This window comes from Siccibacter colletis, from assembly GCF_025914095.1.
Lineage (GTDB): Bacteria > Pseudomonadota > Gammaproteobacteria > Enterobacterales > Enterobacteriaceae > Siccibacter > Siccibacter colletis.
The window spans coordinates 2641657-2662651 of record NZ_CP074352.1 but is presented as its reverse complement, the minus strand read 5'-3'; the positions used below and the strand labels follow the sequence as shown (position 1 = coordinate 2662651).

Annotated in this window: 15 protein-coding genes; 12 read left to right on the top strand and 3 right to left on the bottom strand. The window is 57.5% G+C overall.

Going from position 1 to position 20995, the window contains the following annotated elements:
* Positions 1–400 precede the first annotated feature (400 nt).
* Positions 401–1753: a molecular chaperone gene (gene yegD / locus KFZ77_RS12890; protein ID WP_264386192.1), complete on the bottom strand. Its 1353-nt coding sequence runs from the start codon at positions 1751–1753 to the stop codon at positions 401–403.
* Positions 1754–1885: 132 nt separating this feature from the next.
* Here yegD and alkA point away from each other — a divergent pair, with 132 nt between their 5' ends.
* Positions 1886–2731 carry a DNA-3-methyladenine glycosylase 2 gene (gene alkA, locus KFZ77_RS12885; RefSeq protein WP_031520811.1) on the top strand — a complete coding sequence of 282 codons (846 nt, stop codon included), beginning with the start codon at positions 1886–1888 and terminating at the stop codon, positions 2729–2731.
* On the opposite strand, the gene KFZ77_RS12880 is transcribed toward alkA, so the two are convergent.
* Positions 2724–6050: a diguanylate cyclase gene (locus KFZ77_RS12880; RefSeq protein WP_031520813.1), complete on the bottom strand. Its 3327-nt coding sequence runs from the start codon at positions 6048–6050 to the stop codon at positions 2724–2726. The two genes, alkA and KFZ77_RS12880, sit on opposite strands and share 8 nt — an antisense overlap.
* Before the next feature lie 349 nt (positions 6051–6399).
* On the opposite strand from KFZ77_RS12880, the gene udk reads away from it, so the two are divergent.
* The 3 genes from udk (at position 6400) to asmA (ending at position 9646) form a co-directional block, all read left to right on the top strand.
* The gene (gene udk, locus KFZ77_RS12875) at positions 6400–7041 is read left to right on the top strand and encodes a uridine kinase (RefSeq protein WP_031520815.1); all 642 of its coding nucleotides are present in this window, start codon (positions 6400–6402) and stop codon (positions 7039–7041) included.
* A 149-nt stretch (positions 7042–7190) separates the two neighbouring features.
* Complete coding sequence (gene dcd / locus KFZ77_RS12870; RefSeq protein ID WP_031520817.1) at positions 7191–7772, top strand: dCTP deaminase; 582 nt, start codon at positions 7191–7193, stop codon at positions 7770–7772.
* A gap of 26 nt (positions 7773–7798) precedes the next feature.
* Positions 7799–9646, top strand: coding sequence for an outer membrane assembly protein AsmA (gene asmA / locus KFZ77_RS12865; protein ID WP_264384419.1), 1848 nt, complete (start codon positions 7799–7801; stop codon positions 9644–9646).
* Positions 9647–10211: 565 nt separating this feature from the next.
* On the opposite strand, the gene KFZ77_RS12860 is transcribed toward asmA, so the two are convergent.
* Positions 10212–11792 carry a TerC family protein gene (locus KFZ77_RS12860; protein WP_264384418.1) on the bottom strand — a complete coding sequence of 527 codons (1581 nt, stop codon included), beginning with the start codon at positions 11790–11792 and terminating at the stop codon, positions 10212–10214.
* Positions 11793–12532: 740 nt separating this feature from the next.
* On the opposite strand from KFZ77_RS12860, the gene KFZ77_RS12855 reads away from it, so the two are divergent.
* The 8 genes from KFZ77_RS12855 (at position 12533) to wcaE (ending at position 20964) form a co-directional block, all read left to right on the top strand.
* Entirely contained in the window at positions 12533–13672 is a 1140-nt protein-coding gene (locus KFZ77_RS12855; protein WP_031520823.1) for a polysaccharide export protein, read from the top strand.
* 5 nt (positions 13673–13677) lie between these two features.
* Entirely contained in the window at positions 13678–14121 is a 444-nt protein-coding gene (gene wzb, locus KFZ77_RS12850) for a low molecular weight protein-tyrosine-phosphatase Wzb (protein WP_031520825.1), read from the top strand.
* Between the two features lie 2 nt (positions 14122–14123).
* A complete protein-coding gene (wzc, locus tag KFZ77_RS12845) occupies positions 14124–16286 on the top strand; it encodes a tyrosine-protein kinase Wzc (RefSeq protein WP_264384417.1) in 2163 nt (720 codons plus the stop codon).
* Between the two features lie 165 nt (positions 16287–16451).
* Positions 16452–17297 (top strand): colanic acid biosynthesis glycosyltransferase WcaA, encoded by an 846-nt coding sequence (gene wcaA, locus KFZ77_RS12840; protein ID WP_031520829.1) that lies wholly within the window; start codon positions 16452–16454, stop codon positions 17295–17297.
* Between the two features lie 2 nt (positions 17298–17299).
* The gene (gene wcaB / locus KFZ77_RS12835; protein ID WP_264386191.1) at positions 17300–17788 is read left to right on the top strand and encodes a colanic acid biosynthesis acetyltransferase WcaB; all 489 of its coding nucleotides are present in this window, start codon (positions 17300–17302) and stop codon (positions 17786–17788) included.
* Positions 17785–19002 (top strand): colanic acid biosynthesis glycosyltransferase WcaC, encoded by a 1218-nt coding sequence (gene wcaC / locus KFZ77_RS12830; protein WP_264384416.1) that lies wholly within the window; start codon positions 17785–17787, stop codon positions 19000–19002. The genes wcaB and wcaC overlap by 4 nt, the downstream gene beginning before the upstream one ends.
* On the top strand, positions 18977–20197 hold the full coding sequence (wcaD, locus tag KFZ77_RS12825; protein ID WP_031520834.1) for a colanic acid polymerase WcaD: 1221 nt from the start codon (positions 18977–18979) through the stop codon (positions 20195–20197). Before wcaC ends, wcaD begins: the two co-directional genes overlap by 26 nt.
* Positions 20198–20211: 14 nt before the next feature.
* Positions 20212–20964, top strand: a complete 753-nt coding sequence (gene wcaE / locus KFZ77_RS12820; RefSeq protein WP_031520836.1) for a colanic acid biosynthesis glycosyltransferase WcaE — start codon at positions 20212–20214, stop codon at positions 20962–20964.
* Positions 20965–20995 lie beyond the last annotated feature (31 nt).

Below are 20995 nucleotides of genomic sequence, written 5' to 3'. Positions count from 1 at the left end.
CGGTGGGTGCACAGGTAAAACGCGGGTGCGCAAGCTTACCCGCCCTACACCCGCCCTGGACCCGCCCTTAACCCGTAGGGTGGGTAAGCAACGCGCACCCACCATGAACATAAATCCCACGATGCCGGAGGGATGGACCCATCCGGCATCAAAACCTCCGCGCCGGAGGCAAGGGCAGACCGCAGGGCCGGTTTTAGTGGCCGGGAGCCGGGATGGTGAAGGGGGCGGCGGCGAGCCCCCTTCACCCGTTCACGTGCGCAGCGTTCCCATGTAAGCGCGGTGCCCCGGTGAACGGAACCCTCACCGCAATCACATAGACCGCACACCACAAACGGCGGATGCACGTTAAAGGTGGGTGCACTCCGTTTACCCACCCTACATACCCACGCCCACCACCTCGTTAGCGGAACATCACCTCAGCCCAGCGCGCCAGCCCGGCGGTGACCGAGCCGAAATCATCGCCGCCGGCAATTGGCGTATCTGGCAGCAGCTGCGCCAGCGCGGCTTTGATCAGCGGCGAGCGGGCGCTGCCGCCCGTCAGATAGATGACATCCGGTTTCTCGCTCGCCGAATCCAGCGCCAGCGTCACCTGCTCCAGCACCCGGGCCAGCGGCTGCGCCAGGGCCAGTTCCAGCGCCTGCTGCGTCACTTCCACATCGAGATCGCTGCGAATAAACGGCAGTGCCGATACGGTGCGGGCGGTATTCGACAGCGCGATTTTAACCTCTTCCGCTTCACGCACCAGGCGGTAGCTCAGGCGTTCGCGCCATACTTTTTGCAGCAGCGCCACGCGCTCCGGCTCGCGGGCATCGCGGATTAAGCTCGCCAGCAGACGCCCCGTCGCGGTGCTATAAAACTCGCTCTGGGCCGGAACATCGTTGATCGCCACCGCGTTCCACCACGGCAGGGCCGGGAGCGCGATGCCTTTCTCCGTCTGGCCGCCCATGCCCAGCTCCGGCATAAACTGCTTAAACGCCACGGCGATATCCAGGTCGTTACCGCCGATACGGCAGCCGCTGTGGCCGAGCAGGCTGGCCGCGCGATCGCCCTTAGCGCGCCACTGCGGCCCCATCAGCAGCAGTGAGCAGTCGGTGGTGCCGCCGCCGATATCCACAACCAGCACGCGTTTCTCGTCGCGCAGCGTGGCTTCGAAATCCAGCCCCGCCGCCACCGGTTCAAACTGAAACACCACGTCTTTAAATCCGGCACGGTGCGCGGCGCGCTCCAGAATTCCCTGCGCCTGGACGTTGGCCTCTTCACCGCCGAGACCCTGGAAGTTGATCGGGCGACCAATCACCGCCTGACTAATCTCATCGCTGACCTGCTGCTGTGCGGTCTTGCGAATGTGCAGCATCATGGCGCATACCAGATCTTCAAATAGCGCGACCTGCTGCGGTTTGAGGCCGGTGGCGCCGAGAAAGGATTTGGGTGACTTTACGAACCAGACCTCTTGCGGGTCCTCGACGTACTGTCCCAGCGCGCTCAGACCAAACTGCACGCTTGCCGGGGTGACCTCGATATCTTCATCGCGATTGAGATTCATTGCCCGGCGCAGCAGCGCGGCGTTCTCCTCGTTGCCGGTGGGCACGGCGTGGTGGCGGTGCAGCCACTCGCTCACCGCTTCACGGGTTGGCGCACCCAGCATCGACGGCAACAGGGTGGACTCATTTTCCAGACGCAGCAGGCGCGGCGCGCCGTTTTCCATGACCGCGACCGAACAGTTGGCGGTGCCGTAATCAAAACCAATAAACATCATCATCCCCATGCCGGTGAAGAAAGGGGGGCGACTTTAGCGAAATGTCGCGACGGCGGCAAATGGAATATAAAAGTGGGGCAGTATCAGCAGGTTGCCGCTAAGCTGGAACAGAATAACCAGGGAGACGCCATGTACATCTTGCCTTATACCCCGCCATACGACTGGCCGTGGATCCTCGGTTTTTTACGCGATCGTGCAGTAACAGGTATTGAACAGGTCGGAGAGAACCATTACAGCCGCAGCCTGGCGCTGGACGGGCATCAGGGGATTATCACCGTCACGCCGCATGCAGAGAAACCGGCGCTGGTGGTGACTTTGAGCGATGGGCTGCTGCCGGTTGCGAATCTGGCGCTGGCGAAGGTGGAGCAGCTGCTGGATCTCCGGCTCGACCCCACCGCAATGCTGGCCACGCTGGGCGAACTGGCGGCGGCGCGTCCGGGCCTGCGGCTGCCGGGCTGCGTGGACAGTTTTGAACAGGCGATCCGCGCCATCCTCGGGCAGCTGGTGAGCGTGGCGCTGGCGGCGAAGCTGACCGGCAAGCTCGCCGCGGCCTTTGGCACCCCCTGCGCGGGCCACGATGGCTGGCTGCTGTTTCCGGATGCCGCCACGCTGGCGCGGCTGGCACCGGAAACGGTAAAAACTATCGGCATTCCGCTCCAGCGCGCGCAGGCGATTGTTACCCTGGCGCAGGGCTGCGTCGCGGGAACCTTTCCGCTGGTGCGCCCTGAAAACGTCGAGCTGGGGGTAAAAGCGCTGATGACCTGGCCGGGGATTGGGCGCTGGACGGCAAACTACTATGCGATGCGCGGCTGGCAGGCACCGGACGTGTTCCTGCCGGATGATTATGCCATCAAGCAGCGTTTCGCCGGCATGACCCCGGCCACCATTCGTCGCTATGCGACGCGCTGGCAGCCGTGGCGGGCCTATGCTTTGCTGCACATCTGGTACAGCTCAGGCTGGCAGCCGGTTAATTAATCGCGAAGTAGCTGTTGTTGAGCAGCAGATCGAGCGGCTGCTGCGGGGCGATAGTGTCGCCATAGATGAGATCGATGCCGATCCCGGAGAGCGTATCCATCACCTGCGGCTGGTTAGCCGGGCCGGCAATGCTTTTCAGACCGAGGCGCTGGGCGTGGCCGTGGATGATAGTAACCATCATCTCGTCCATCAGGTTAGTGTGTACCCAGCTTACCAGTTCGGGATTGAGCATCACGTAATCGACCATGTCGTGGCTGAGCAGATTGAAAACTTCCAGATCGCGTCCGGTCTGATGGAGCACCAGCTGGCAGCCGGCCTCACGCAGCCGACGCAGATGGCGGCGCGGGGCATCATCCTCACGGTGCAGCGCTTCCGCCGGCACCAGAATATGCAGCAGGCGGGCGGGCAGGGTGCTGCCAGCCAGCATGGCGGCCAGTTCGTCGATAAAACTCTCCGAGGCCAGCCCCGCCGTGGAGAGCGGCAGGGCGATACCGAAGCCTTTCTGTGCCACCGGCGTACTCCACGTACTGAAAAATTCGCTGAAAACCCGACGATCGAGCGCCAGCATCAGGTCATTTTCACCGAGGGTGGCGCGGAACGCTTTCTCTTCCATCACATCGCCGGTACTGGTCCAGAATTTCAGCGTCAGGGTATAGAAGGTGGCGGCCTCCGGCACTTTCGGGGAGGCCACGGCGCGGGCCAGCATCGCCATCGGGTTATCGTTGATCATGCGCCACTGCTCTTCGGGTGGCATATGGGCGCGTGCCGGATGCAGCCCCTGTTGCGGCTCGTAGACCGTGACCACGCCGCGACCATTATTCTTTGAGGCATAGCAGGCAATATCCGCCTGGGACATCACCTCCGAGGCCTGATTGTTGTGCTCATCAATCAGGGTGATCCCGGCGCTGGCACCGATACGATGGGTGCGGTTATCCCAGCTGAAGTGGTAATCATTGATAGCCTGAATCAATCTGGCGGAGATGGTGCGTGCGCTCTCAAGGTTGCAGTCGGGCAGCAGCAGACCAAACTCGTCGCCACCCAGACGCGCCAGCACGTCGCTGGTACGCAGCATGCTGAGCATCAGAGACGCCAGCTCGCGCAGCAGCGCATCCCCGGCAGCGTGTCCGGCGCTATCATTCACCGCCTTAAAGCGGTCGAGATCGATAAACACCAGCGCATGCTGCTGGCGGGTTTCGCCCACGTTCAGCAGCAGGCGCTTGAGGTGATTTTCAAAGCTGACGCGGTTCGCCAGATGCGTCAGGCCATCATGTGAAGCGCTGTAGCTGAGCTGGCGCAGCATTTTACGCGATTCGGTAACGTCCTGAATTACCAGCACAAAGCCGATATTGTGGCCTTCGAGGGTGCTGAGCGGGGTAATGCTGTAGTGAATGTCGTAACTGCCACCGTTGCGGCAGTGCAGCACCACGTCCTGCTCAATGGCGGAGCGCGAGACGTCTCCACTATGGATATTTTCCATCGGCGGGCCGTTATCCCCGAAGGTGATGCGCAGTACCGATAAGACATGCTGGCCAATGGCACGATCCTGCTGCCAGCCGCTCATCTTCTCGGCCACCGGGTTCATAAAGTTGACCTTCATGTCGACGTCGGTACAGATCACCGCCTCGCCGATGGAGTCGAGGGTGATATGCAGCCGCTCTTTCTCCTGGAACAGCGCTTCGTTGAGCTGTTTTACCTCGGTCATGTCCATATTAATGCCGAGCAGACGCTCGACGTCACCCTGCTTGTTCACCACCCGGTTGGCGAGGGCGCGGATATGACGAATGCCGCCGTTGACCTTAATGCGAAACTCCAGCTTGAACGGCAGCCGCGCCCGCAGGGCTTCATTAATCACCGCTTCGGCCTGGGGAATATCCTCGCTGACCAGCCGCTCCTTCCACAACTGGTAGGTCGGGCGCACGTCCGGTGAGATGTCGTACAGCTCGAACATGCGCTTATCCCAGTTCAGGGTATCCGGGCCGAGATCCCACTCCCAGATGCCGATGCCGCCCGCCTCGTTGGCGAGGGTAATGCGCTCCATCAGCCGCTTGTTCATCCACTCGGTCTGCTTCAGGTCGGTGATGTCTTCAATTTGCGCAATGAAATAGAGCGGGGTGCCGTCGGTGTGACGCACCACCGACACCGCCAGCAGCGCCCAGACCACGTCGCCGCGACTGGTGTAGTAGCGCTTCTCCATCGAATAGCTGTTGATAATACCGGCACGCAGCTGATCGAGCTGCTCCAGATCCTTTTGCAAATCTTCCGGCCAGGTCAGCTGCTGAAACGTCAGGCGGTGCAGCTGCTCCTGGCTATAGCCCAGCAAGTTGCACAGCGCTTTGTTGGCCTGCAGGAACTGCCCTTCGTTCGACACCAGCGACATACCGATGGCGGAGTATTCCATCGCGTTACGAAAGCGCGCCTCGCTTTCGCCGATGTGCTTGCGCTCTTCGCGGAAAGCGTACATCACCATAGTCATCACGTTGGCGGGCAACAGGATCATCAGGAACGGCAGCCAGGGGGCGTTGAAGGTCATGGCGGGATGGGGAATATCCAGCAGCTCCGGGTTCGCCGCCATGATCATGGAGACCACCATCACGGTGGCGAGGAACACGGCAAAGGCTTCGAGACGCGGTAGGCGGATCGCGCTCCACATCAGCAGGACGATAATAAAGGTGAACGGCCACGGCAGATAATGCAGCGCTACCCAGCTCAGGGCGAGAGTGGCGATCAGCGTCAGCAGCGACTCCAGCAGCAGCCGCGGGTTGCGGTGACGCAGCAGATAGTGCGACTTAAACAGCAGCCCCAGCGGGATTAACGCCAGTGCACCGATGGATTCCGACAGCACCCACATAAAGAAGGTACGCAGCGAATCACCTTCATCGTTCAGCGCCATTAGCAGCAGGCCGCCGATCAGCGGCGGAACGATGGCGCCCCCCAGCGCCAGCCGCAGCCAGTTATTGAGATTCTGCAGCGGGTTGTACTGGGGCAGCAGGCGGCGCAGCAGCAGCGCGCCGATCGCCGCTTCCAGCGCGTTGAGTAAGGCGAACAGCAGGTTCAGCTTTTCCGGGGGGAACAGCGCCAGCGTGGCGGCGACGTTGCCGAGGGTGCAGGCCAGCGCAATGCCGGGCCACAGGCGGCCGGGATGGCGGAAGAACGCCACCATCATCACGGCGGTAGGGAACCAGAGCGGGGCCAGCATATTGCCGAACAGCGTCAGCTCCAGCGAAAACAGGGTGAAGGCAAAGGCCAGTAAACCTAAACTCACTACCCGCAAGACAGGATGGGGAACGGGGGCTAAAACGCGCGCTTTCTGTCTGTTCATTACCACGGGATCCGCAAAGGCTGTGCTGCCGAGAGTGAGCCCCGGATGCATAAAATTAATGGGTTTGGGCTATGCTAGTACAAACGATTTTCAATTCCTATTCCGCCCACCCATAATTTACCACCGCTTCACTATATTTTGCGCAACCCCCCCTGGAATCTTCCCAGCTGCGGAAATGTTGAGCAAAATCGTACACCTGGGCTTAACCTGGTTTTGCGTAACGGCGCGAGAATTCATCACTCTGCAGGCACTTCGGCTGGTATCAGCAGGCGGAAATCCCTATAATCGCCGCGTCAGACGCACCCGCGTCACCCTTCCTTAACTCTTGCTACAACCAGGTCGCTTATTTATGACTGACAAGTCTCATCAATGCGTCATCATCGGCATCGCCGGCGCATCGGCTTCAGGTAAAAGTCTTATCGCCAGCACGCTCTACCGTGAATTACGTGAACAGGTCGGTGATGAACACATTGGTGTCATTCCAGAAGACAGCTATTACAAGGATCAGAGTCATCTGTCGATGGAAGAGCGGGTTAAAACGAACTACGACCATCCGAACGCAATGGATCACAATCTTCTGTTCCAGCATCTGCAGACGCTCAAGCAGGGCAGCCCGATTGAATTGCCGGTTTACAGTTACGTTGAACACACCCGCACCAAAGAAACAATTCACATCAAGCCGAAGAAAGTCATTATCCTCGAAGGCATTCTGTTACTGACCGACGCGCGCCTGCGCCAGGAGTTGAGCTTCTCTATCTTCGTTGATACGCCGCTCGACATCTGCCTGATGCGCCGCATCAAGCGTGACGTCAACGAGCGTGGGCGCTCGATGGATTCCGTAATGAGCCAGTATCAGAAAACCGTACGCCCGATGTTCCTGCAGTTTATCGACCCTTCCAAGCAGTACGCCGATATCATCGTGCCGCGCGGTGGCAAAAACCGTATCGCGATTGATATTCTGAAAGCGAAAATCAGCCAGTTTTTTGAATAAATTCGGTAGATTGTGTACCGTTGAGGAAGGAGCGTTGCCGATCGCTGCGGCGTTCACACCTTCCGCAACGGTAAAACTGACGGCGCGTTATCCGTTTGCCGTCACCCTCTTCTTCGCAACAGCCAAGAAGCACGTAAGGAGAAAGTGCGATGCGTCTATGTGACCGCGATATTGAAGCCTGGCTTGATGATGGTCGTCTGGCGATTACCCCGCGCCCGCCGGTTGAGCGTATCAATGGTGCCACCGTGGACGTGCGGCTGGGCAATAAATTCCGTACCTTTAGCGGGCATACCGCGCCGTTTATCGACTTAAGCGGCCCGAAAGCGGAAGTGAGCGCCGCGCTCGATCGCGTGATGAGCGATGAAATCGTGCTGGATGAAGGCGAGGCCTTTTTCCTGCATCCCGGAGAACTGGCGCTGGCCGTTACCTTTGAGTCGGTGACGCTGCCTGCTGATCTGGTGGGCTGGCTTGACGGACGTTCGTCCCTGGCGCGTCTTGGCCTGATGGTCCACGTCACCGCGCACCGTATCGATCCGGGCTGGCAGGGCTGCATCGTGCTGGAGTTTTATAACTCCGGTAAGCTGCCGCTGGCGCTGCGCCCGGGTATGCTGATTGGCGCGTTAAGCTTTGAACCGCTCTCCGGCCCGGCGGCACGCCCCTATAACCGCCGTGAAGACGCGAAGTATCGCGACCAGCAGGGCGCGGTTGCCAGCCGTATCGATAAAGACTGATTGTCTGCCCCCACTCTGAGGATGCCATGAGACGACTTTTAACCACGCTGATGATTTTGCTGGTCGTACTGGTTGCCGGCCTGTCCGCGTTGGTGATGTTGGTGAATCCGAACGATTTCCGCGCCTATATGGTGCGGGAGGTGGAGGCGCGCAGCGGCTATCAGCTGAAGCTTGATGGCCCGCTACGCTGGCACGTCTGGCCCCAGCTCAGCATTTTGTCCGGCCGTATGTCACTGACCGCGCCCGGTGCCACCGATGCGCTGGTCAGCGCCGACAACATGCGCCTTGACGTGGCGCTCTGGCCGCTGCTCTCTCACCAGCTTCAGGTGCAGCAGGTGATGCTCAAAGGGGCCGTAATCCAGCTTACCCCGCAAAGTGAAGCGCGCCGTCCGGAAAATGCGCCGGTCGGCCCGCGCGATACCGTTCCCCATCAGGACACCGATCCCCGCTGGTCATTTGATATTGCGCGCCTGAAAGTCGCCGACAGTCTGCTGGTGTTCCAGCACGAAGGCGACGAGCAGGTCACGGTGCGCAATATCAATATTGATATGGAGCAGAACGATAAGCGGCAGGCCAGTATTGAGCTGAGCGGGCGCATCACCCGGGATCAGCGCGATCTGACGCTGGCGATGAGCGCCAGTCTCGACCGCAGCGACTACCCGCAGCGCCTCACCGCCGACATTTCACAGCTCGGCTGGCAGCTGCGCGGTGCCGGTCTGCCGCAGGACGGCATCAGCGGTCAGGCAAGCCTTCAGGCGCTGTGGCAGGAGCCGGTGAAAAAACTCTCCTTCAGCAATCTGGCGCTGACCGCCAATGACAGCGCGCTGAAAGGCGAGGGCAGCGTAGTGCTGGGCGATACGCCGCGCTGGATGCTGGATTTACGCTTCGACAAACTCAACCTTGAGAATCTGCTGGCATCCGATGCGGCGGCAGGCACTACGCCGGCGCAGAAAGGTCAGCAGGCGATGCCGGTGCGGGCGCGGCCGGTGATCTCCGCCGAAGCCGAACATGATGATTACCAGATGCTGCGCGGGTTTATTGCCGATGCCCGGCTGCAAGCCAACAGCGTGCGCTGGCGCGGGCTGGACTTCACCCAGGTGAATGCCGTCATGAAAAACAACGCCGGGCTGCTGGAGATCGGCACGCTTGATGGCGTTCTGGGCAACGGTCGTTTATCGTTTCCCGGCAAGCTTGATGCGCGCAGCGCGCAGCCATCAGCCGCTTTCCGTCCGGCCATCGATAATATTGAAATCGGCTCGGTGCTGAAGGCCTTCAACTATCCCATTGCGCTCACCGGGGCGTTCTCCCTGCGCGGGGATTTCGCGGGCGATCGCATTGATGCTGAGGCGTTTCGCGACGGCTGGCGCGGTGAAGCCACGATTGAGATGGCCAACAGCCGCATGGAAGGGCTCAACTTCCAGCAGCTGGTGCAGCAGGCGGTGGAGCGCAGTAGCAGCAACGTCAGTGCGCAGCAGAATTACGACAACGCCACCTCGTTGGCCAGCTTCTCCGCCAGTGCGCGGCTGAATAACGGTCAGCTGCGTCTGGATCAGATGAAAGGCGAGTCCGCCATGCTGGCGCTGGAGGGCAACGGCCTGTTGGATCTGGTGAAAGAGCAGTGCGATACCCGTTTCAACGTGCGCGTTACCGACGGCTGGAAGGGCGACAGCGATTTGATTGCGCGCCTGAAAAAAACGGCGGTCCCGCTGCGGGTTTATGGCCCGTGGCAGCAGCTGAGTTACAGTCTGGAAGTGGATCAGGTGCTGCGTAAACAGCTGCAGGACGAAGCGAAGCGCCGTCTCAACGAGTGGGCTGACCGGCACAAGAACAATGAAAAAAGCAAAGACGTGAAAGAGCTGATAGATAAACTCTGAGCCACGATGCTGACATGAAAAACGCCCCGTAAGGGGCGTTTTTTTATGGTGAAAGCGGCTTCGCAGTAAACGGTGGGTGCACTCCGTTTACCCACCCTACGTGTTGGAGATACGTGTAGGGTGGGTAAGCGTAGCGCACCCACCACAAAATCAAATTACCCATGCCGGAGGGGGGCCCCCATCCGGCATCAAAACCGCCGCGCCGCAGGCGTTGAGTCCGGGCTGGCGGTCGGGAACCGCCAGAGGGCGCGAGCCCCGGGATGGGGTATCGCGCCCGACCGGAAGCGAAACGCCGGAGGCAAGGGCAGCCCGCAGGGCCGGTTTTTTAGCCGGGAGCCGGGATGGTGAAGGGGGCGGCGGCGAGCCCCCTTCACCCGTTCACGAGGGGCGGTGTTTGCATGTGAACGCGGTGCCACGGTGAACGGAACCTTTGCCGCAATCACATAGACCTCATGCCAAAACGGTGGGTGCACGTTAAAGGTGGGTGCGCTACGCTTACCCACCCTACGATTATTGGTACGTCGCTAAACGGTGGGCGCACCACGCTTACCCACCCTACAAACACTCACACCTCATAATCCAGCGCGTCGTCGGCGACGAGCGGAACGATCTGGACCTTCTGCACCCGGTGGCTCTCAACGTCGAGCGTTTTAAGGATAAAGTCCCCGACCTGCACCTCTTCGCCCGGCGTCGGGATACGCTGCAGATACTCCATCAGTAGCCCGGCGATGGTGTGGTACTCCCGCTTCTCGTCCAGCGGTAGCGGCACGTGCTGCACCAGATCTTCCAGCGGCATATGCCCGTTGGCGGTCCAGCTGCCGTCGGCGTTTTTCTGAATATCGTGCCGGGCGTCGATCTCCGCCACTTCATTCGGCAGGTTACCGGCGATGGTTTCCATCACGTCGCTCAGCGTCACGACCCCCTCCACCGAACCGAACTCATCCACCACAAAGGCAAAGTGGGTGCGGGCGTTACGGAACTGCTCCAGCGCGCCCAGCAGCGGCAGCCCTTCCGGGAACACCAGCGGCTGGCGGATCAGCGGGCGCAGATCCAGCGGCTCGCCGTGCAGCGACTGCTCAAGCAGGTCGAGAATGTGCACCACGCCGAGTAAATCGTCATCCCCGCCGGTCACCACCAGCCGGGTGTGCTGGTTTTTATCCAGCAGCGTGCGGATATGCGCCTCGTCATCGTTCAGGTTGATGTGCTCAATATCGTGACGCGAGGTCATAATGCTGCTCACCGTGCGCTGGTTGAGATTCAGCACGCGCTCGATCATCAGCCGCTCTTGCGGGTTGAAAATCGCCTGGTCGTTGTGGTCTGCCAGCATGGAGGCGGTTTCCACATCCAGGTCGGCATCTTCCTTTTTACCGCTCAGCAGGCGCATAACCGCTTCGGTGGTGCGCTGGCGCAGCGTCTGGTTAGCCGAGAGCAGGAAACGGCGGCGATTGAAAATCGCCAGCTGGTTCAGGGCTTCGATCATCACCGAGAAACCGATGGCGGCGTACAGATAGCCTTTGGGAATGTGGAAGCCAAACCCGTCGGCCACCAGGCTAAAGCCAATCATCAGCAGGAAGCTCAGGCAGAGAATAACGATGGTGGGATGGCTGTTCACGAAGCGGGTGAGGGCTTTGCTGGCGAGCAGCATCACCGAGATGGCAATCACTACTGCAGCCATCATCACCGGCAGGTGATCCACCATGCCCACCGCCGTGATCACCGAGTCGAGGGAGAACACCGCATCCAGCACCACGATTTGCGCGACCACCGCCCAGAATTTTGCGCCGCGCCGCTGGGTGGGGTTGTCACTGTCTTTACCCTCCAGCCGCTCGTTGAGTTCGACCGTGGCTTTAAACAGCAGGAATAGTCCGCCCAACAGCATAATCAGGTCGCGAGCCGAGAAGCTCAGGTCCGAGACGGTAAACAGCGGGCTGGTCAACGTCACCAGCCAGGAGATGGAAGCCAGCAGCACCAGCCGCATCAGCATTGCCAGGATGAGACCGGTGACGCGCGCCCGGTCGCGCTGCTCGCGCGGCAGCTTCTCTGCGAGGATGGCGATAAACACCAGGTTATCGATTCCGAGTACCAGTTCAATCACTACCAGCGTGACGAGACCGGCCCAGATTGAGGGATCGGCAATCCATTCCATAAGGCGTGGTTTCCTGCGTTAGTAAAAATGGGGCATGAGGGGGATCATGGATAACATCTTCATAAAAATCAATTTTAGTCCGCTTTTATAGCGCTGGCCGAATAATGAGCAATAATCGCCACATTATATATTCCCGGCGCGCAACTTTATTGCTCCTTTTTTATCGCCGCTGCCAATAAGAATACTCCGTGCTTATCAGGTAAATGTTCTGACACTGCAAAATAATAGTCAAAGCCATAGTTATCACCTGTAATATTGTCAACCTCAGGTTAATCCTAAATACGACAAAATGCGCGCTTCATATTAATCTTAAAATGCTATTTAAGGGTTTATGCCGCCTTGCCTGCGTATACGTTAGCTGTAACAATCCAATCAGCCTTAATGATTGCTTTGCGGGATTCGGGCGAGCGTTAAGCTGAAAATGTACCAAAGATGACGTTTACGTTAATTTTACGGGTAATAAGATAATTCTCTAATGCAGCTATTCTGCTGTTAAAGAACTATTTAACCTTTTGTTTATGCAGTGGATTGGTAACTGAAAGCCAAGGGCGGTAGCGTGCCTGAATACCTGCCAATAAGCCTCGATTATTCTGTCAATATGATAGCGGTAAATAAGCGTATTTTAGGACAGATTCCAGTTATATTTGGGCTCTGATGACTGCATTCTTGACACGCAAGTTATTGTCGTACGTTTATTTAAGTCCTCAGGATAATTACTCTGCCAAAGTGATAAATATTCAATGATGAAATCCAAACTAAAATTGATGCCATTATTGGTATCTGTAACCTTGATGAGTGGATGTACCGTGTTTCCGGGAAGCAATATGTCCACGCTAGGCAAGGATGTGATCAAGCAGCAGGATGCCAATTTTGATCTGGATCGGATGGTGAACGTTTATCCTTTGACCCCCCGACTCATCGAACAATTAAAACCGCGTCCTAACTTCGCTCAGCCGAACGCCAGCCTTGAGCAGGAAATTAACAACTATCAGTACCGTGTCGGTCCCGGCGACGTTATCAGCGTCACCGTATGGGACCACCCGGAGCTGACGACGCCGGCGGGGCAGTACCGTAGCTCCAGCGACACCGGTAACTGGGTGCAGTCCGACGGCACCATGTTCTATCCCTACATCGGTAAAGTGCACGTCGTGGGTAAAACCCTCGCCGAGATCCGCACGGAAATCACCGGCCGCCTCGCGCAATACATCAATGACCCTCAGGTCGACGTCAATATCGCCGCGTTCCGCTCACAGAAAGCCTATGTCTCAGGCCAGGTGAATAAGTCGGGCCAGCAGGCGATCACCAACGTGCCGCTGACGGTGCTGGATGCCATTAACGCCGCGGGCGGGCTGACGGAAAATGCCGACTGGCGCAACGTGGTGCTGACGCACAAAGGCCGCGAGCAGCGTATCTCCCTGCAGGCGCTGATGCAGAATGGCGATCTCAGCCAGAACCGTCTGCTGTATCCGGGTGACATCCTGTTTGTGCCGCGCAATGACGATCTGAAAGTCTTCGTGATGGGTGAAGTGAAGAAACAGAGCACCCTCAAAATGGACTTCAGCGGCATGACCCTGACCGAAGCACTGGGCCAGGCGGAAGGGCTGGATATGACCACCTCCAACGCCAGCGGCATCTTCGTGATCCGTCCGCTGCGTCCGGAACAGAGCCGCGACGGCAAGATTGCCAGCATCTACCAGCTTGATATGTCTGATGCGACCTCGCTGATTATGGCCACCAACTTCAGGCTGCAACCGTATGACGTGGTGTATGTCACCACCGCACCGGTCGCGCGCTGGAACCGTCTGGTCAGCCAGCTGCTGCCAACCATCAGCGGTGTTCGTTATATGACGGATACAGCAAGCGATGTTCACAACTGGTAACGCCCATGTTTAACAAAATCTTAGTGGTGTGTGTGGGGAACATTTGTCGTTCCCCCACGGCGGAGCGCCTGCTCAGGCGCTACCAGCCGGAACTGACCGTGGAGTCAGCCGGGCTGGGGGCGCTGGTCGGAAAAGGGGCAGACGCTACCGCCATTGATGTCGCGCAGGCGCACGATCTTTCCCTGGAAGGGCACGTTGCGCGTCAGCTTACCGGACGTCTGTGCCGCGAATACGACCTGATCCTCGCCATGGAAAAACGCCATATCCATACGCTATGCGAAATGGCACCGGAGATGCGTGGCAAGGTGATGCTGTTCGGACACTGGGATAACGAACGCGAGATCCCGGACCCGTACCGCAAAAGCCGCGAGGCATTTGAAGCGGTCTATTCACTCCTTGACCATTCTGCCCGCAAGTGGGCGCATGCACTGAAAGCTCAGCAGGGATAACAATGACAGATCACGTGAGACATTCTGCCGCCTCGAGTGAAGGCAACGATGAAATTGATATCGGCCGTCTGATAGGGACAGTTATCGAGGCGCGCTGGTGGGTGCTGGGGATCACCGCGCTGTTTGCGCTGGCGGCCCTGGTGTATGTGATGTTCGCCACGCCAATCTACAGCGCCGATGCGATGGTGCAGATTGAGCAGAACTCCGGCAACTCGCTGGTGCAGGACATTAACAGCGCGCTGAGCAACAAGCCGCCGGCGTCGCAGGCGGAAATTCAGCTCATCACCTCTCGTCTGGTGCTGGGTAAAACGGTAGACGATCTGAACCTCGATATCGCGGTGCAGAAAAACAGCTTCCCGATCTTTGGCGCTGGCTGGGATCGCCTGATGGGACGCGCCAACGACACGGTGTCGGTCACCACCTTTAACCTGCCTAAAGGCACGGCAAATGACGTGTTCACCCTTGAGGTGCTGGGGCCGAAACAGTATGAGCTGACCAGCGATGCGGGCTTCAGCGCCCGGGGCGAAGTAGGCCAGCCGCTGAATAAAAACGGCGTCAGCATCACGGTGAGCGAGATCAAGGCCGCGGAAGGTAGCACCTTTACCGTTACCAAATACTCCACCCTCGGCATGGTTAACCAGCTGAAAAACAATCTGGTTGTGACCGAGAACGGTAAGGATTCCGGGGTACTGAGCCTGACCTACACCGGTGAGGACCGCGACCAGATCCGCGACATCCTTAACAGCATTACCCGCAACTACCTTGAGCAGAACGTGCAGCGCAAGTCAGAAGAGGCGGCGAAAAGCCTTGCCTTCCTGGCGAAGCAGCTGCCGGAAGTGCGTCACAACCTCGATGTTGCGGAGAACAAGCTGAACGCTTTCCGTCAGGATAAAGACTCGGTTGACCTGCCGCTGGAAGCAAAAGCGGTGCTGGATTCGATGGTCAACATCGATGCCCAGCTTAATGAGCTGACCTTTAAAGAAGCGGAAATCTCCAAGCTCTATACCAAAGCGCACCCGGCGTACCGCACGCTGCTGGAAAAACGCCAGGCGCTGGAAGATGAAAAATCACGCCTGAATGACCGCGTGACGGCGATGCCGAAAACCCAGCAGGAGATCGTGCGTCTGACCCGCGACGTGGAATCCGGTCAGCAGGTGTACATGCAACTGCTCAACAAGCAGCAGGAACTGAAGATCACCGAAGCGAGCACCGTGGGCGATGTGCGCATCGTTGACCCGGCGATTGCTCAGCCGGGCATCGTGAAGCCGAAACGCGCCCTGATTATTCTGGGTGCCATCATCCTCGGCCTGCTGCTCTCTATCGTAGGTGTACTGCTGCGCTCGCTGTTTAACCGCGGTATCGAAAGCCCGCAGGTGCTGGAAGAGGCCGGGATCAGCGTCTACGCCAGTATCCCGCTCTCCGAGTGGCAGAAGGCGCGTGATAACGTGCAAACCACCAAAGGGGTTAAGCGGTACAAGCAGAGTCAGCTGCTGGCGGTGGGTAACCCAACCGATCTGGCCATCGAAGCGATTCGTAGCCTGCGTACCAGTCTGCACTTCGCCATGATGCAGGCCAGCAACAACGTGCTGATGATGACCGGGGTCAGCCCGTCTATCGGTAAAACCTTTGTCTGCGCCAACCTCGCGGCGGTGATTAGCCAGACCAACAAGCGCGTGCTGCTGATCGACTGCGACATGCGTAAGGGCTATACCCACGAACTGCTGGGTACCAACAACGTCAACGGGCTGTCCGATATTCTGGCCGGCATGGGCGAAGTCTCGCAGTGTGCGAAGCCGACCTCCATCCCGAACTTTGACCTGGTGCCGCGTGGTCAGGTGCCGCCGAACCCGTCTGAGCTGCTGATGAGCGAGCGCTTCACCCAGCTGGTGGAGTGGGCGAGCAAAAACTATGATCTGGTGCTGATCGATACCCCGCCAATCCTGGCGGTGACCGATGCCGCGGTGGTAGGGCGTCATGCCGGTACCACCCTGATGGTGGCCCGTTATGCGGTCAACACCCTGAAAGAGGTGGAAACCAGCCTCAGCCGCTTCGAGCAGAACGGTATTCAGGTGAAAGGGGTGATCCTCAACTCCATCTTCCGCCGCGCCACCGGCTACCAGGATTACGGTTACTACGAGTACGAGTACAAGTCGGACAAAAAATAACCGGTCGTCTTTCCCTCATCCCACACCTCCCCTGAACGTGACGTGTCTGCACCCTCTCCCGCCGGGAGAGGGGCGGGAGAGGGTGACGCTGCCGGAATACAACAATAAAACCGGGTGAGGGTGGCCACACCCATCGTAAAAATTAACCACATCGGGGAACGGAATATGACCAGCACATCGCGCCCGCTCATTTCAATCTATATGCCGACATGGAACCGTCAGCAACTGGCTATCCGCGCTATCAAATCCGTGCTGCGCCAGGATTACGACAACTGGGAAATGATCATCGTTGATGACTGCTCCGCGGCGTACGAACAGCTGCAGCAGTTTGTGGACGAGCTGGGCGATCCGCGCGTGACGTACATCCGCAACGATTACAACTCCGGCGCCTGCTCGGTACGTAACCAGGCGATCCTCAAGTCAAAGGGGACGTTTATCACCGGCATCGATGACGATGACGAGTGGACCCCGAATCGCCTGTCGGTATTCCTGGCGCACAAAGACAAGCTGCAGACCCACGCGTTCCTGTATGCCAACGACTACATGTGCGAAGGCCAGGTTTACTCCCAGCCCACCAGCCTGCCGCTCTACCCGAAATCGCCCTGGTCGCTGAAGCTGTTCTTCAAGCGCAACATCGTCGGCAACCAGGTGTTTACCTTCGCCTGGCGCTTCAAAGAGTGCCTGTTCGATGTCCATCTGATGGCCGCGCAGGATTACGACATCTTCCTGCGTATGGTGCTGCAGTACGGCGAGCCGTTCAAAGTGGAAGAGGCGACGCAGATCCTGCACGTTAACCACGGCGAAATGCAGATCACCAAATCGGCGAAGAAGTTTGCCGGCTATTTCAATTTCTACCGCAAGCACAAGCATGTGTTTGACCGCGCCAGCAAGAAATATCAGCTGTTTACGCTGTATCAGATCCGCAACAAGCAGATGAGTTTCCGCACCCTGCTGACGCTGCTGAGCGTGCGTAACACCAAGCGCCTGACTGACGGACTGCGGAGTAAGTAATGATAATGGAAGATCTGCGCGCCAATAGCTGGAGCCTGCGCCCGTGCTGCATGGTGATCGCTTACCGCATCGCTCATTTCTGCTCGGTATGGCGTAAAAAAAACGTCATTAACAATATCTGGGCCGCGCCGGTGCTGGTGCTCTACCGGTTCATTACCGAATGCCTGTTCGGCTACGAAATTCAGGCTGCGGCCACCATCGGACGACGTTTCACCATTCACCACGGCTACGCGGTGGTGATCAATAAAAACGTCGTTGCCGGGGATGATTTCACCATCCGTCACGGCGTCACCATTGGCAACCGCGGCCCGGACAGCCTCGCCTGCCCGAAAATCGGTAACGGCGTGGAGCTGGGTGCTAACGCCATTCTGATTGGTGACATCACCATCGGTAACAACGTGATTGTCGGTGCCGGCAGTGTAGTAGTGACCGACGTACCGGATAACGCGCTGGTGGTCGGCGAAAAAGCAAAAATTAAGGTGATCGCGTGAATATCCTGCAATTTAACGTGCGTCTCGCGGAAGGCGGGGCGGCAGGCGTCGCGCTCGATCTGCATCAGCGTGCGCTCAACCAGGGAATGCACTCCCGCTTTATTTATGGCTATGGCAAGGGCGGTAAAAAGAGCGTCAGCCATGACCAGTTCCGCCAGGTGGAAAAACAGACCCCGCGTCTGGTGTCGATGGCGAACATTGCGCTGTTCCGCTTCTTCAACCGCGACCTGTTCGGCAATCTCAATAATCTTTACCGCCAGATCGTCGGCACGCATGGACCGGTGGTGCTGCACTTCCACGTGCTGCACAGCTACTGGCTGAATCTTGATGAGGTGGTGAAATTCTGCCATCGCCTGCGCGCCCACAAAGCCGATGTCACCTTTGTCTGGACGCTGCACGATCACTGGAGCGTCACCGGACGCTGTGCGTTTCTGGACGGCTGCGACGGCTGGAAGCGCGGCTGCGTTAAATGCCCGACGCTCAGCAACTACCCGCCGGTAAAAGTGGATCGCGCCCGCCAGCTGGTGGATGACAAGCGCCGCTGCTTCACCGAAATGCTCGCCCTCGGCTGCCAGTTTATCTCTCCGAGCCAGCATGTGGCGGAGGCGTTCAACAGCCTCTACGGGGCAGGGCAGTGCAGGATTATCAACAACGGCATCGACGTCGCGACCGAAGCGATTCTGGCCGAGCTGCCGGAGCCGCCGGCGCGCGTCGGCACGCCGAAAATCGCGGTCGTGGCGCACGACCTGCGCTACGACGGCAAAACCAATCAGAAGCTGGTCAGCGAGATGGTCGCCCTCGGCGATAACATCGAAGTGCACACCTTCGGCAAATTCTCGCCGTTTGAAGGGGCCAACGTGGTGAACCATGGCTTCCTGACCGACAAAAAGAAACTGATGAGCGAGCTGAATCAGATGGATGCGCTGGTGTTCAGCTCGCGGGTGGATAACTACCCGCTGATCCTGTGCGAAGCGCTCTCCATCGGCGTACCGGTGATTGCCACCCACAGCGAGGCGGCGGAAGAGGTATTGCGCAAGTCGGGCGGCGTCACCGTCGATGACGATCAGGTATTGTCCCTGGTGCAGCGCAATAAAGCGGAGATCGCCCAGGCGATATTTGGCACGGAGCTGGCGACGTTTCGCGCGCGCAGCCGTGAGGCGTACAGCGGAAAACAGATGCTGGAGGAATATGTCTCGTTCTATCAGGGTCTGTAGCTATCTGCTGCTGCCGTTTATCTATCTGGTGGTCAATATCAAGATCGCCCAGCTGGGCGAAAGTTTTCCGATCACCATCGTCACCTTCCTGCCGCTGCTGCTGTTGCTGTACGTAGAGAAGATTAACCTTAAAAAGCTGATGATTGGCCTGGGCATTGGTGCCGGCTTAACGCTGTTTAACTACCTGTTTGGCCGCTCGCTGGATGCCAGTAAGTACGTGACCTCCACCATGCTGTTCGTCTATCTGGTGATCATCATCAGCATGGTGTGGGCGATCCGCTTCAAAACCATCTCGGCGCGCAACCACAAGAAAATCCTGCGGCTGTTTTACGTGGTGATCACGCTGGTGGTCGGCCTGGCAGCGGTGGAAATGGCGGAAATTATTCTCACAGGCGGCAGCAGTTTAATTGAAGCAATTTCGAAATATCTTATTTACAGCAACAGCTATGTTCTGAATTTTATTAAGTTTGGCGGCCGACGCACCACCGCGTTCTATTTCGAACCGGCGTTTTTTGCTCTGGCGTTAATCTCAATTTGGCTCTGCATCAAACAGTTTGGTATCAAAACGCCGAAAACCGATGGTATGATCCTTGCCGGAATAGTGTTATCCGGATCGTTTTCAGGGGTAATGACGTTCATCATTTTCTATCTGCTGGAATGGGCGTTTCAATATCTTAATAAAAGTGCCATCAGAAAGAAATTGCCGCTGGCAATAATCTCTCTGGGTGTCTTTATCGTCGGGCTGGTATTTGCGTTTCCGTATATTGCGGATCGCCTCGGCGATCTGGGAACGGAAGGGTCGTCATCATATTATCGTATCATTGGTCCGCTGGCGATGGTCGGCTACTCATTAACCAATATCGATGGTGTGGTACGTTTCGGTTCACTTTATGAATATGTTGCATCATTCGGAATTTTTAACGGTGCGGATGTCGGTAAAACCATAGACAATGGCCTCTACCTGCTCATCATCTATTTCTCATGGTTTGCAGTGTTGCTGGCTTGCTGGTTCATGTACAAGATTTTGAAAATGGCGCGAAACGCATTTGGCAATAACCAAAACTTTCGTGTTCAGCTCTACTTGTTCACACCGGTCTCGCTCTTTTTTACCGGTTCTATATTTAGCCCGGAATATGCGTTCTTAATTGTCTGTCCGTTTATTCTGAGAAAAGCGTTAAAAATCGCTGATTCCTGATGAGGTATGCCGAAATGTTATTAAGCGTTATTACTGTCGCCTGGAAAAATTACGAAGGGGTGGTGAAAACCTGGCAGTCGCTGGCGCATCTGGCGAAGGCAACGGACATTACCTTTGAGTGGATTGTCGTCGACGGCGGCTCCGGTGACGGCACCGCAGGTTTCCTCGAAAACCTCAACGGACAGTACAACTTACGTTACATCAGCGAAAAAGATAACGGTATTTATGATGCCATGAATAAAGGCATCAACATGGCCGAAGGCCGCTTTGCAATCTTCCTCAACTCCGGCGATGTGTTCCACGAAGACGTCAGTGACGTGGTGCGCGAACTCGCCAGTAAGCCGCAGTCCGAGCGCGCCATGTATATTGGCGATGCGCTGCTTGATTTTGGTGACGGCACAAAAATTCGCCGCAGTGCGAAACACGGCTGGTATATTTATCACAGCCTGCCGGCCAGCCATCAGGCAATCTTCTTCCCGGTCGATGGACTAAAGCGCCACCCCTACGATTTACAATATAAAGTCTCATCCGATTATGCGCTGGCCGCCAGCCTGTATAAATCAGGCTATGCCTTTAAACGAATTAAAGGCCTCGTGTCTGAATTTTCGATGGGCGGTGTATCCACCTCTAATAATATGGAACTCTGTCGCGACGCAAAAAATGTACAGCGTAAAATATTACGTGTGCCGGGCTTCTGGGCAGAATTATCTTATTTATTACGGATGCGCACCACCGGTAAGACAAAAGCCTTATATCACAAAGCGTAAACCATATTTAAGAATATCCTTACGCGGTAAA

Bases quoted from the DNA above. Each gene is read 5' to 3' on its own strand.
- yegD (WP_264386192.1), bottom strand. From the start codon at position 1,753: ATGTTTATTGGTTTTGATTACGGCACCGCCAACTGTTCGGTCGCGGTC.
- alkA (WP_031520811.1), top strand. From the start codon at position 1,886: ATGTACATCTTGCCTTATACCCCGCCATACGACTGGCCGTGGATCCTC.
- KFZ77_RS12880 (WP_031520813.1), bottom strand. From the start codon at position 6,050: ATGAACAGACAGAAAGCGCGCGTTTTAGCCCCCGTTCCCCATCCTGTC.
- udk (WP_031520815.1), top strand. From the start codon at position 6,400: ATGACTGACAAGTCTCATCAATGCGTCATCATCGGCATCGCCGGCGCA.
- dcd (WP_031520817.1), top strand. From the start codon at position 7,191: ATGCGTCTATGTGACCGCGATATTGAAGCCTGGCTTGATGATGGTCGT.
- asmA (WP_264384419.1), top strand. From the start codon at position 7,799: ATGAGACGACTTTTAACCACGCTGATGATTTTGCTGGTCGTACTGGTT.
- KFZ77_RS12860 (WP_264384418.1), bottom strand. From the start codon at position 11,792: ATGGAATGGATTGCCGATCCCTCAATCTGGGCCGGTCTCGTCACGCTG.
- KFZ77_RS12855 (WP_031520823.1), top strand. From the start codon at position 12,533: ATGATGAAATCCAAACTAAAATTGATGCCATTATTGGTATCTGTAACC.
- wzb (WP_031520825.1), top strand. From the start codon at position 13,678: ATGTTTAACAAAATCTTAGTGGTGTGTGTGGGGAACATTTGTCGTTCC.
- wzc (WP_264384417.1), top strand. From the start codon at position 14,124: ATGACAGATCACGTGAGACATTCTGCCGCCTCGAGTGAAGGCAACGAT.
- wcaA (WP_031520829.1), top strand. From the start codon at position 16,452: ATGACCAGCACATCGCGCCCGCTCATTTCAATCTATATGCCGACATGG.
- wcaD (WP_031520834.1), top strand. From the start codon at position 18,977: ATGTCTCGTTCTATCAGGGTCTGTAGCTATCTGCTGCTGCCGTTTATC.
- wcaE (WP_031520836.1), top strand. From the start codon at position 20,212: ATGTTATTAAGCGTTATTACTGTCGCCTGGAAAAATTACGAAGGGGTG.